This window comes from Thiomicrospira microaerophila (genome assembly GCF_000934765.1).
GTDB lineage: Bacteria > Pseudomonadota > Gammaproteobacteria > Thiomicrospirales > Thiomicrospiraceae > Thiomicrospira > Thiomicrospira microaerophila.
The window spans coordinates 1-14246 of record NZ_JYNN01000051.1; the positions used below are offsets into that span (position 1 = coordinate 1).

The 14246-nt window shown below is 49.9% G+C and carries 4 protein-coding genes; all 4 read left to right on the forward strand.

What is annotated here, in order from left to right; translation table 11 throughout:
- Window positions 1–9095 (forward strand): hypothetical protein (locus NA59_RS11215; RefSeq protein ID WP_044412582.1); only part of this gene is annotated, 9095 nt, incomplete at its 5' end.
- Between the two features lie 76 nt (window positions 9096–9171).
- A complete protein-coding gene (locus NA59_RS11220; RefSeq protein WP_232504082.1) occupies window positions 9172–10494 on the forward strand; it encodes a TolC family protein in 1323 nt (440 codons plus the stop codon).
- Window positions 10487–12682: a type I secretion system permease/ATPase gene (locus NA59_RS11225; RefSeq protein WP_052501633.1), complete on the forward strand. Its 2196-nt coding sequence runs from the start codon at window positions 10487–10489 to the stop codon at window positions 12680–12682. Before NA59_RS11220 ends, NA59_RS11225 begins: the two co-directional genes overlap by 8 nt.
- Window positions 12679–13854: an HlyD family efflux transporter periplasmic adaptor subunit gene (locus NA59_RS11230; protein ID WP_052501634.1), complete on the forward strand. Its 1176-nt coding sequence runs from the start codon at window positions 12679–12681 to the stop codon at window positions 13852–13854. Before NA59_RS11225 ends, NA59_RS11230 begins: the two co-directional genes overlap by 4 nt.
- Window positions 13855–14246 lie beyond the last annotated feature (392 nt).

Consider the following 14246-nt stretch of genomic DNA (forward strand, 5'->3'; position numbering starts at 1 on the left):
CACTGCAAAGCACCGTCGGTAACAATGACACAACCCAAGCTGGCGCACTAAACGCCCTTGAGACAACGCTTAACCAAGCGATAGACGATGCGGCATCGCAACTACAAACCGCCATCAATAACCTGCAAACCCAGATCACAACCAATGCCACAAGCAGCGCCACAAGCATTGCAACCCTGATCGATAACAGCACGGATGACGATGCGGCCACCACCGACTCGATTGCCGGATTAAAAGCCGCGTTAACCGCACTGCAAAGCACCGTCGGTAACAATGACACAACCCAAGCTGGCGCACTAAACGCCCTTGAGACAACGCTTAACCAAGCGATAGACGATGCGGTTATAGCCCTGAGAAATGAAATCAGCGGTTTAAATGATGGTGATGACTCATTAACCTATGGCACGCTTAAAGCACTTAATGAGGCAATTGCTTCGCTGCAAGGTGCTTTGGGTGTTGACCTAGAAACAGGTAATATGCAAGAGCAGTTAACAGCGTTAACAGCACGTCTCGATGCACTAGAAGCACAGCCTGAAACATATTCAGGTAACCCGTTAACCAAGTCTGTGGCGGCGTTGTTTGGGACGGAGGTTGAGGGCGTTACCGATTACGCTACGATTGTGGCGTCGTTAACTCAACAAAACATTCAACCTGCTACAGTTATAGTTGGCTTTATATTTGCAAAAAACGATCATGATGAAGTGACCCCAGTTCATTTGGACAGCTTTGCATCAGGCCCTATTTCTATACCGGTAGACAAGTTCTTTGTAAGTTCCTCAGATATTACTCCTTTTCAATTAAACTTAAATCCACCTCTTAACACCCATGCTCAAGAAGGAACTATCACCCTGCCTACTGGCTTTATAGTCGAGGTCGATGGTAATCAGACAGTCTTATTAGATTTAGATAGTATTGCGTTAATAGATGATCACCATAAGGATAACAACGAGTATACCCCCATCAGTACCGACGGTGCCGTTGAGGTTGCCATTACGACTGAAACTATTATCGCTAACAAACTCACCAACGCGTTTTTAACCTCTGATGACGTCGCCGGCTACAAGCTGGATACGATTCCGATGACTATCGAGGGCGATTTAAGCCTCGCGCAAGCTATTGCTTTAGCGGATGCCGGGTTTGATTTGACAAAGATCATCTACAGCATCACCGACTGGGATACCACCATTCATGCGGGTCTGGTGAGCGCAAATGGCATAGAGGCGATGCAAAATGCAACACTGGTCACCGCACAGGGTGACGAGTTAGATAACCACATGCGCTTTACTGCCTTCAATAACAGCATCAACTTGCGTATTGAAGCCGGCGAAGGCGACGATCGCATTGATGCGGGGCGCGGTAATGATGCCATTGTAGGCGGATTGGGTGCCGATATCATCAATTTAACGCGCCATGATAATGCACAAGATAAAGTTATCTACCAAACCATTTACGATGGCAGAACCTTACCCTCTGTATTGCTCCAGTTCCCGACAGATAGTGATGATTTTAAATACTATCGTGAAGGTACTGAACTGACCATCACCCTCAACGGACAGGTATTCAGCTACACGCTAGAAGCGGACGAGGACGCGGAAGACGGGCTGAATGGTCTGGCTGCACTTGTCGATGAGCTAGTATCCAGCGCAAACGTCGCGATAGTTAACGATGTTCCACAACTTACCTTAGTGGCTGTTAATAACGATACGCCATTCAACGTCAGCGCCGGCGCACGAGTCGGCAGTGAGACTATCCCTGTGTTAACCCATCCGGGGCAGCTCACTGAAATGCGCGTTGAGTTCAGCACCGATGTAACTGATTACGAAACAAAAATTCCTGCAGGCTTGGAAGACAAGATTGATCGTAAAATCAGCATCACTATTGAAGGCGAAACCATTACAGCCGATATGGTGGACGGCGATCCTGCCGCCACTGTAGCCGCGCTGGTGGCCGCCATCAATGCGGCGACTACGGGCGATGGTGTGCTAGTCGGCATTATAGGCGAAGCCAGTGCAGTAGCAACATTGGATGATGAAAACGATGTAGAAGGCCCGGTTACCACCCTAGTCTTGACGGCGGCGCAAGTCGTCAGCGAAGGGGACGAGCCTAGCTTTGAGGTTACAGAAGCCTCGCTTGAAATCCCCGGCGTACAACAACAAACACTGGTCCGATTCAGCGACAACCCGGATGACTACTACGCAGGCGGCAAACTCCGCGTCACTATTGCTGGTGAGGAAATTGAAGCTGATATGGTGGCGGGTGATATAGACGCGTCCTTGACCGCCTTGAAAGCGGCCATCGATGCAGCCAAAAACGAAAATCCTGAGTCTGAGTTAGCCAATGTGTTGCATAGTGTGGAGCTGGATATCCAAACCAATGAGTTGGAAGCGGTTGCCTTCCCCTCAAGTCTTTTTGCAAGTGGCTGGACACTCCCGCAAGCTAGTATTGCCGCAAGTACCGCCTTTGGTGGAGTGGATTTAGGTGGTGCGGATATTAATAGCATACCCGTTTTGTGGCTTAATACAACATCACACTGGACGAGTGGACCGGCATTACAGATATCTGGTGTTTCAGGGACTGGGGCTGGGCAAGTGTTAACAACTGTAAATATCAGGCCTAACCCAACTGACATAGAGGTAGTAAGGCTTGGAGATGACGATTATTGGTTGTTTGATAATATTCAAGCACTGCTTGACAGTTTTGACAACAAGCCAACCTGGCTGAAGGAGATACGTTTTAATGAAGCTAACAACAAAATTGAGATTGAGCTCTATCCGACACATCAGTTTCATACAGGTATTCCAGTACAAGGGGCCGGAGGTGTAATTGATTTTCGCGCAGTGACCACTGAACCTAGCGTTGAGGGTAGTAGAACTCTGCTTTTCACTGCGGCTATTGAGGGTGAAGATCCGTTGCAAGTGGTGGCGAAGCAGGATTATGCTGGCGAAGCGCAGCAGGCGACCTTTAGCCTGAGTGCAAGCGAAGTTTATAACACCTATAGCGACACCACCCCGATTACGGATGCAGACCGCAAGCCATCTGTGTATTTCGTGGGCGGCCAGGCGCATATCACTATTACGCCTAGAGTTGCCGACCCAGATAACGAAGGCCAACTGATAAACGGCACACCCGTCACTATTTCAGTGGCTATGCAGGAAGACCAACCTTCGTATAAGCATAAGATTCCTGATGCCTTTACTTTAGAGTCAGTATTGGAACCTAAACCATTGGCTCACCTTGATTCTTCATACCTGAAAATTGAATTGAAATACCAAGAGGCTGGTCAGGAAACCACAGTAACCTTTGACTCGCAGTTTGATTATCAGATGCCGAGCGTGGGCAACATTGGGGGGCTAACGCTTGAACAAGCATTAGCAAAGATCAAGGCTCATCCTTCTGTAGCGGAGGTATTCTTTAACCCTCATCCAACGGATTCCGCTTTTAATGAAATTACAATAATTCCTGTGGTTGTGGAGGGGCGCACTTACGAAGAGGTAAACTTGAATGTTTCTTATTGGAAGGGTTCGTCTTTACATGAAATGAACGCATATACTCTTGTTTCAATCATCAATCAAACGGATCAGGCCGTCGTTGATGCGATCAATGCGGCTACCGAATCAGGTGGTGACTTACAGGGTTTAATTGCCAAGGCGGAACGGGTAGATGGGGCGATCACCCTGACCGCTGCGCAAGCTGGCAAGGAAACGTTTACCATTTCGGATGTTTCGTTGGATTACCAGGGCATTCAGCAACTCGCTACCGCCACCTATAGCACTGACGATGGTGACTACTTTGACGGTGGTAAGCTTTATCTGACCGTCAAAGGCACGGATGTTGACGCGGGCGAACTCACGGTAGAAGCCGACATGGTCGCCGGCAATGCCGCCGCCAGCTTGGCCAATCTTGAAACGGCGATACGTACCAAAATCGAAGGCGTGGAAGGGGTTGACGGCGCTGAAGCGAGCGGTGGTAAAGCGGTTATCACTATTGAAGGTAACTTTACACTAGGTATGACAAACTATGACATGGCTTTAGAACCAGAAGAACCTCCATTTACTGAATTTAACGTAAACTGGAGTGTTGGAGATGGCACAAACAGTGTTGGATTTACTAATGGAGGTACTAATGAAAGTATTTTTACTAATTTAGGAACCTTTCTTAATTATCTGAAAACAAACATAAATACTGCACCTTATATTGAAAATGCAGTGATCGACAACGGTAATATCGTTATCACGGCTAAACATTCAGGCGACTTGCACTTAAAGATTGAAGCCCTTAAAGATGCATTCCAACCAGCTACTGGCTCTAACACATTGTTGATTGCTGTGGGGGTAGGAAACGAATACTCAATTAACGCACCGCTTTTTATTGCGCCTGAACCTTATGTTGATGCCGTTGAGGCGGTGGCAGCTATTCCGCCCAGTGATTTAATCGGCGATGTTTCGTTGTCCGATGGCGGCACCTTTACCTTAAGCTCTAAGCAGGCGATTTACGAGGCGTTTGAAATTACGGAAGCGGCTATCGATTATGTGGGTGTTAAGCAAGAAGCCGTTGCCTATTTTAGCAGCGTTGACGCGCTTTACTACGAGGATGGTAAAGTGGGTATTAAGGTAAATGGCATGGAGTTTGAGACAGACATGCTGACCACAGCGGTGGCGACAATCAATGCACTCAAAGCGGCGATTGAGGCTGAAATAGGTTTGGCGGCAGCTGGTTCACCACTAGCAAGGATTGACTCGGTTGAAGTGGTAACCGAATCAGGGCAAATAGGTTTGAAGTTTACGGCCACAGATCCTGTCGATGGTTACGATGAAATTGAGATTGCTGAAGTATTTACGACCACTAAAGAAGTGGTTCAGGTGAGTAAAGCCAATTTCTCGGAGGTTGATTTCGACACCCGCGAAAGCGCGAGCGGACCTGCGACGGTGAGTTTGGAAATAGCCGGTACGCCCATCACCGCTCTGGTCGCCACCCACGACGGCGCTACCAAAGACGACACGGTGCGCAACTTGGCGCAAGCGGTGATCGAAGCCCGCGACGGCAAATTCGCCACTGAAACCGCAATTTTTGATGCGATTGAATCAAAAATTGCGCTTAGCGGTGGGCTGGAATTATTGACAACGGATCTATTGGACAGTACCACCATTATCGGTCAGTTAATGATTGGTGAGGGTGGTGATGCTGTCATCATCGATATCAACTTTACCCCCGCTTTGGCAGAACAAGGTGTGGGTACGGGTGGTACAGTGGGCGATTTTATTGCTTATTTAGATGCGCTCGATGGCATTAGTGCCGCTTTGGTCAATGGCGCGATTGTACTGATTGGCGATAACAATGCTGTCGTATCCAGCAACATCACGATTGCGCGGTTGACTGATCAATATGCGGATAACAAAGTATCGGTTAGCGCCGTAGAAGCGATGGGTACGGCGGCGGTTGATGTTGATAATGCAGGAGTCGATACTCCCGCACAGTTGGCGATCAATATTACGCCATTTATCGATTTGCAAGATGAAGACAATCTGTTTACCGGTTATGACATTTCGTTAACCATTAATGGCGATCTTGTCACGGCGAAGAATCTGAATATTGCGGGTTCGGAAGTGACGACGCTGGAAGGATTGGCGACGTTGCTTAATGGTTTGGAGGTGTTCAAGGATGATGACTTGACCGATAAGGTAGAGGGCGTTGAGTTCAGCGTCAGCGGCAATCAGTTGTTGGTTTCTACCCTTGCCACAGGCGGCAACAGCAGCGTGCAGATTAATAAGTTTGCTATTTCCAACACCGATACACTCAGCGCCGCGACTTTTGAAGAGGTCTATGACACCGGTTCAACCTTTGTTGCCGCCGAAGGGGCTAGCGTCATCGCGTGGGAATTTGGCGGTTTGACTGGCGATGAAATTCTCACCGCCGGTAGCTACAACTTTGCCTTGACGGTAAATAATGTGGTGTATTCAGGCGCGGTAGAGGCAGATGGCGCAACCACCACCGTGGCGGATTATGTTGACGCCATTCAAACGGCGGTAGGGGTTAATGTTGCAACCGTAGAAATCGCAGAAATTGAAGGGGTTCAGGTTCTGGTGATTTCGACGGTGTTAGAAGGTGCAGGAGCTTCTATTAATATCAATAGCGCCGGCTTAAACTTGAGTCACGGTCAGCAAGCCCCGATCCCTGCCGTTAGCGCGGTATTGGGCAGTGTGGTGATTGATGGCGGGGACAGTATTATCTTTACCGCGAAACACGCCGGTAATGATCCGTTGGACTTGCGCTCAGGCACTTATCAAGTCAATGACCCAGATGAAGGTTTGCCACAAATTATCGATATTCAATTTAGTAATACGGCATTGGATAGCCCGCTGACTACACCGAATGGTACCGTGGTCAGTGTCACCATCGGTGGTGTAACCAGCAGTGTAACGCTTTCCACCACGCAAACAGGCACGATTGGCGGGGTAACCTACGTCAATGTGGCGGGCTTAGGTTCAAATCGTTCGGAAGTCATTATTGCCGCTTTGCGCGAGAAAATCACAACGGACCAAACAGCGTTGGGTGAGGATAAGACCGGCGTTTTGATTCAACAGGGTGTGGCGGGTCAAGGTTTGACTGGTTTTGTTGAATCGGTGACGGCGGGAAGCAATGTGTTGCGTATTACCTCGCTAAGGGGTGAGGTTGCGCCGATGGGCACGGTTGCCGACACGGATTTGTTGAACTCGGCGGTTATGGTTTCGGGCAGCGCGCTGAGTAATGCGGCCGTCATTGAAACCGTTCAAACGGGGCAGTTGGTATTTAAAACCGAGGATTTGGACGATGTGGTGAGCGATGTTGCAAATGGCCGTTATGAAGGTCAGTTGGTACGTTTCGACGATGGTAATTATGAATTCTGGTTTATTGACGGTCCGGATTTAAATTCCTGGTGGTCCTATAGTTCCGTGACACTCAGTACAGCAAATCTACCGACAGGGCTTGAAGTTGATAACGAATTACTCGAAGGAGAATATGATTGGCCTAAAGAACAGACGGTTGTTAACGCGGATGAGGGCGTGGATTTTTACGGCGATGATGCGGGCGAGGCGATTCGAGCGCAAACTTGGACTAACCCAGATGACACGGATAATGAAGCGCTCTACGGTGCATCCGAGGGCTATTATACCGATGGCAAGCTGTATACTGATCATCAGGATGGTCTGACTGCTTCTGGTGACGGTTATTTTGACTCTAATGTCGTCGCGGTGGGTGTGGGTGTTGTGGAGTATTTCTCTAATGTTACCGGGGCGCAAGTGGTTAATACCTATCGCACCCAGTTTGATAGGATCGTGCTGGAAGTCGATAGTGACAACCCTTCGCCGGATAGTAGCGTGAATTTCAAGCTTCCATCCGTGAGTGTTGTCACAAAGACTATTGCGCTCGCCGGCGGTACCGATACCTACGATGGTGTAAAAGCTTATCGGCGTGCTCTCCTTGAAGAGATTGACACCTCAAAACCTTTTACTTTACCTTCACGATTACTCTTACGTTCCAACTTTAATCAGTCTTGGCAGCACGAGTGGGAAGCACCTGCAGGTGAGTATGAAAATATTGACGCATTAGTTACTGCATTGAATGAAGATCGTGTTGGTTCACTAGCTATTAGTGCCGTGTGGAGTAATGTGGAATGGGTGCATCCTACCACTGATGTAACTTATCCTCAGTCGCTAATATTGTTAGTGAATGGTTTAGCGACTGATATTCAGGCGAGTGCTGGACCTATAAATTTAACCGTACAAGAAACGGTTAAAGGAATATTTAATTTAAATAACGACGAGTTTGGCTTAATCACGTCTTCGTTGAATGAGGATGCCACTCATACCGTCAATGCGGACGATTTGGGGGATGCGTCGAAGGTAGCGGCGTTGTTGAATGAGTTGTTTGATTTTAAGGCAGCTAGTAATAATGGGCAGCTAAACACCTCAATCTTCGCCATCACGGCGGCGGATGACGCCAACAAGACTGGAATTTGGCAGCATACCCAATCCTTGGCTAATGACGGCACAGTAGAGGCGGGTGAGCTGCAGTATTTGGGCTTGGTCAATACCCAGGGCGAGGATGCGTTCTCGTTTGACACGCGCTATGTTGTTGCGGTGAGTGACGGCGGTGTGGCGGGTGAAGACGAGGGTACGCTGGATGTGGCTGACGAGGATATTGTGCTATCGGTGAACGGGTTTAGCGATTTTGAGTCGAATGCGGGTTCTGTTAATGTGTTGAGTGTCGGCAGCAGTGGTGCGGATGTGATTAATAATTTCCAAACCGCAAATGACAAGATTGTGCTGGAAGCCGATTTGGCTGAGAGTACCTTGAATGGTGCCGTGGATCATGTGCTGGCTGAATCTTCCATGGGCGATGTTACTCGTATTCAATGGTTTTTGGCGGGCCATGGTATTTCGATCATACGAGGTGAGATTGATTTTTCACAACCCTTTACCTTTTCATCTGATATCCATCTTTTCAGTGGTGCGTTTCAATGGAATGCCCCTGCAGGAGAATATGATAGTCTGCAATCCTTTGCTGAAGCATTAAATGTAGGAAAAACAGATGTTAGCCCGGATATTAGTGTCGAACTGGATAATGTGACTAAACATGATATAGAACCTAATACAGGGGCTGAAACATGGTATCAGTCTATAAAATTTGTAGCTGATGGAAATATTAACATTTTTGCGCAGTCTTCAGGTGGACCTATATCTGGAAAAGTTAGGGTTTTGCCATCCTTTGAGTTGAATAACGATGAGTTTGGTTTGATCACCTCGTTGTTGAATGATCAAGCCAGTCAAACTGTCAATGCGCAAGATTTGGGGGATGTGACGAAGGTGGCGGCGTTGTTGAATGAGCTGTTTGATTTTGATGCGGATGCTGATAATGGGGTGATTAACACCTCGGTCTTCGCCATCACCGCCGCCGATAACAGCAGCAAAACCGGTCTTTGGGTGCATCAGCAATCGACCACCGATGACAACACGGTGGAGGCGCATGAGCTGCAGTATTTGGGCTTGGTGAATACGCTGGGCGATGAGTTTAAGCTGGAGAATCTGTATGTGGCCCCTGGTGTGATACCGGGCTAAACCGCGAGTCTGTTGTTTTTAATCGTTTGGGACCCACGCTTGTCGTGGGTTTCTTTTTTGCGTGATTGAGGTGGTTATGGTGTTTTTTTTAAGAAGATGGATTTATCGGTTAAGCCGGCGCGTTTTTATCGGTTTTCGTCAAAGCTTGGCGCTAAGTCTGGCGCTAAGCCTGCCGGTGAGTTTGGGTTTGTTTTTAGGGGTAAGCCATGGCTATGCCGGTTCGCCGACGCAGAGCTTAGGGCAAACTTGGGATTGGGTCTTGAGCGCGCATCCGAGTATGTCGATTAAGCAGCGCGAGTTAGCGGTCAAGGGCTATGAGTTGGATGCGGCCAATTGGGGTCGCTGGCCGACGTTGGGGTTGAATTCGAAGGTGTTTGATGATGGCTATGAGATGACGCTGACGCTGGAGCAGCCGCTTTGGTCGGGTGGCAAAATTGATGGGCAGATTGCGTTAAGTTCGGCACAGCGTTTGTTGGCGTCGGTGGCGTTACAGGAGACCGGTTATCAGTTGATGATGGAGACGTTGGATCAGTATTTTTCAGTTTTGCGCTTGGAGCGTCGGGTGATGGCGGCGAAGGCGGCCGAGGCCGAGTTGCAGTTGTTGTTGGAGATGATTGGGCGGCGTGTGGCGCAGCAGGTGAATCCGGTAACGGATGAGGTGTTGGCGGCGGCGCGGTTGCGCCAAGCGGTGACGGATAGGTTGCAGTATGAACGTCAGTTACGCGAGACGCTGATACAGTTGGAGCAGGCTTCAAACAAGCCGGTGGGCCAGCTGTTGGTGCCGGGTTTGGGGATGTTTGATGGCACAAGAGGGTTAGATGTTTGGCGGGCGATGGCGGTGGATTTTTCGCCGGTTTTACGCCGTTTGGATGCGGAGTTGGCGGCGAGCACGGCCGAGGTGAGTTTGGCGCGTGCGCAGGTGATGCCGCTGGTGGTTTTGGGTTATGAGCAGGTGATTTCAGAGCAGAATCGTAGCGCGCGGGATAATGGGCGCGGGTATTTGGCGGTACAGGCGCAATCGGGCGCGGGGTTGTCCAGTCGTTCGGTGGTGAGCGCGGCGCGTTCGCGGCGTGATGTGGCGTTGGCGACGATTCGTCAGCAGGATTTGGAGTTGGGTTTGCAGGTGTTGAATGCGTGGACGGAGTTGCAATCGCTTGAGGCGCAGTTGCCTGGTTTGCAGTCTTTGTTGCAGGGTACGGAGGATATTGTGGCGTCGTATTTAAAGCAGTTTCAGGTGGGGCGCAAGAGTTGGTTGGATGTGTTGAATGCGCAAAAAGAGAAGGCGCAGGCGTTTTATATGTTGACGGATGTGGAAATGCCCTTGATGGCGGCGAAGGTGCGTTTGATGGTTTTGGCGGGTGAATTGAATATTGGGAATGTGGAGAAGGTCGATGAGTGATCAACAACCAGAGGTCGGCGTGTTGGCGAGTGCGACGCCGGGCAGTGAGGGCGAGGATAAGCAGGCGTTATTAAAACGCCAGATGGCGCAGGTGTTGTCTAGGCTGGCGGCGCAATATGGTATTGCGGTGCCGGCGTTTCGGTTTGATTATTTGGAGCTGGGGCACAAGGGCGTGCTGCTGGAAGATTTGGCGGCGGATGCGTTGGTGGCGGAGTTGTGGTTGGCGCATTTTGAGAAGGGGGTCGTGCAGTATTTGGCGCCGGATGAGGTGGATAAAACCGATTTTCCGTTGGTTTGGGTCAGCGCTGAGCAGGTTTATTTGGTGAGTGGGCGCTCGGCTAATGGGGTGTTTCATGTTGAGGATGCGCAGGGGCTTAGTTTTGGGTTAGATAAACCCGATCAGGGGCAGTTGTTGCGCTTAAGACCGTTGCCAGCGGCGCTCACGACGGATGAGGGGGCGGTGAACCGTTCAGCCAAGGCTTGGTTTCGGTTTGCGTTGGTGAAGCACCGTGGGGTGTTTGTTGAGGCGGTGTTTGCAACGTTTGTGGTGAGTTTGTTGGCATTGTTTACTTCGTTGTATACGATGCAGGTGTATGACAGAGTGGTGCCGACGAAGGGTTTTTCGACTTTGTGGGTGTTAACGATAGGCGTGGCGCTGGCGATTATGTTTGAGTTTTTGATGAAACAGTCGCGCGCGCATATTGTGGATAGGGCGTCGAAGGGCATCGATTTGGAGTTGTCGGGGGTGTTTTTTGCGAAGGCGATGTCGATTCGGATGGACGCGAGACCGGCGACAGTCGGTACGTTTGCGTCGCAAATTCGCCATTTTGAGTCGGTGCGTAATTTTATGACTTCATCGACTTTGTTTATTATGGCGGATGCGCCGTTTGCGTTGTTTTTTATTGCGGTGATTTGGTTAATCGGCGGCCCGATTGCGTTGGTGCCGATTGTGGTGGTGCCTTTGGCGGTGGGTTTGAGCTTCTTCTTGTTACGTAAGGTAAAAAAGTACTCGGCGCAAAATATGAAGGAGTCGAATGAGAAAAACGGTTTGTTAATTGAGGCGATTGATGGCGCGGAGTCGGTAAAAGCTTGTGGCGCGGAGTGGAAGATGCAGGATCGCTATCGTGCGTTAACCTCTACCATTGCGGACACGGATTTAAAGATGAAGGATTTATCCGCTCGGGCGACGAATTTGTCACAGTCGGTGCAGCAGGTGAATTATGTTGGCATGGTGGCGGTGGGCGCGTATCTGGTGACCACGGGTGAGTTGACGATGGGGGGCTTAATTGCATGTTCGATTATTGCCGGACGGGCGTTGACACCGATTTCTCAGATTCCGCAGTTGGTGATGCAGTGGAATCAGGCCAAAATTGCGTTAGAGGCGTTGGATGGCATTATGGCGATGCCGGATGAGCGCGCGGCGGGCGAACGCTTGGTGGTGCCGGCGTCTTGTCGCGGTGAGGTTGAGGCGAGGGCGATTAAGTTTGGTTATGATGCCGAGAGACCTATTTTGGATGTGAAAAATTTTGTGGTTAAGCCGGGCGAGCGTGTGGCGATTTTGGGCGCCGTGGGGTCTGGGAAGTCTACCTTGATTAAGTTGTTGGCGGGTTTGTATAAGCCCTCGGAAGGCTCGATGTTGCTTGATGGGGTTGATATGTTGCATATGGATCCGGTGTTTTTGCGCGAGCATATCGGTTATTTGCCACAGGATGTACGCTTGTTTAATGGGTCTTTGCGCGAGAATTTAACCTTGGGTTTGCCTACGCCAAATGATTCGCGCTTGTTGGCGGCGTGTAAGCTGACGGGGTTGGATGCGGTGGTGGCCTCGCATCCGAAGGGCTTGGAGTTGATGATTTCGGAGGGCGGGCGCGGCTTGTCCGGTGGACAACGCCAGTTAGTGGGGTTGACACGTTTGTTATTGGCGCGCCCGAGCTTGATGATTTTGGATGAGCCGACGGCTTCGATGGATGCGCAATTGGAGGCGAAGGTTATGCGTCATTTATTTGAGGATATTCCGAAGGCGTCTTCTCTGATTGTGGTGACGCATAAGCCCGGCCTGCTGGCGTTTGTTGATCGGGTGGTTGTGTTGGATAAGGGTGTGATTGCGTTTGATGGACCGCGCGATAAGGTGTTGGCGGCGTTGAAAATGAATGCAACCAAATCGGTGGCGAAGGGAGGTGAAGCGTGAGTAAAGTGTATCAGTCTGATCGGGCGGAACATCAATTTTCTGGGTCGCGGCGTGTTATTTATATGACGTTTTTGGTGTTGGCAAGTTTTGTGACCTGGGCGTATTTTGCAGAGTTGGAAGAGGTGGTGCGCGCACCGGGGAAGGTGGTGTCGGATTCACGCACCCAGGTGGTGCAGTCTCAGGATGGCGGGCGTTTGGATGCGTTGTTGGTGCGTGAGGGTGATGTGGTGGAGGCCGGTCAGTTGTTGGCGCGCGTTGATCGGGTTCGGTTGGAGGCTTCTTTTTTAGAAACCCGCGCTAAGGCCGCCGGGTTGAGTGCGACGGCGGCGCGTCTTGAGGCTGAAATGTTGGAGAAGCCGGTGATTTTTCCGCGTATTGTGAATGAGTATCCTCGTTTGAAAGAGAGTCAGTTGGTTTTGATGCGTAAACGTAAGCAGGCGATTAGTGAGGATATTCATTGGTTGGAGCGAGTGCGTTCGTTGGCCGAGGAGGAGTGGAAAATGAATTTGCCCTTAATGGAGGCCGGTGATGTGAGTCGAAATGAGGTTTTGCGTTTGGAGCGTCAGGTCGCGGAGTTGTCGTCGCAAATTGTTACGAAGCGTAATGGCTATTTTCAGGAAGTGCAAGCGGAGCTGTCGAGAACGCTGGAAGAGTTGGAGTCGGTTAATCAGTTGATGGTGCAACGTCAAAGTATGTTGGAGCAGACGGATTTGTTTGCCCCGATGCGAGGGGTGGTGAAAAATTTGCAGATTACCACGATGGGCGGGGTGATACGCGCGGGGGATGAGGTGATGCATATTGTGCCGTTGGAGGAGACGTTGTTTATTGAGGCGAAGGCGAGCCCGAGAGATATTGCTTTTTTAGAGTTGGGTTATCCGGTCGCGGTTAAGGTCGATGCGTATGATTATACGATTTATGGTGATCTGCCCGGCCGTCTGGTATTTATTAGTGCGGATACGGTGAAGGAGAATGAGCGCAGTGATGAGGAGGCGTTTTATCGCATCCGTGTGCGTACGGAAGGGCGTGTGTTTAGTGCAACGCCAGATCGTGAGTTGGATATTCTGCCGGGTATGACGGCGACGGTGGAAATTAAAACCGGGCAACGCACGGTAATGCAGTATTTGTTAAAGCCGATTGTGAAAACCTTGAGTGAGTCGATGGGTGAGCGTTAGATAGCGTTTGCTGAAAGCTGGACACGCTGCGTTTCTCCAGCTTTCTTCTTAACTTAATGGCAGTGAGGGCACAGCGTGGGAACAAGTTATAAACACACGTTAATACGCAAACATCCCCAGTGAGGGAGGGTTTGCTTTAGTTGAGACGGCTTAGAGATACCGAACGTGCGCCGGTAGAGATTTGTGTGAAATGAAAGTATTCCGGCAGTTGAACCAATACAAACAAGCACACAACCAACAACGCCAACGCGGTCAATACACGGCCAAGCGACTATTTGCGTGAAGCTAAAAACGCACGGTTTAGGGGTAAGGTGATACACCCAAATTAAAATGCGTTAGAATAGCAAAAAAACCTTACACAGGCGGACACTTTGAACGATCAAGCAAAATCA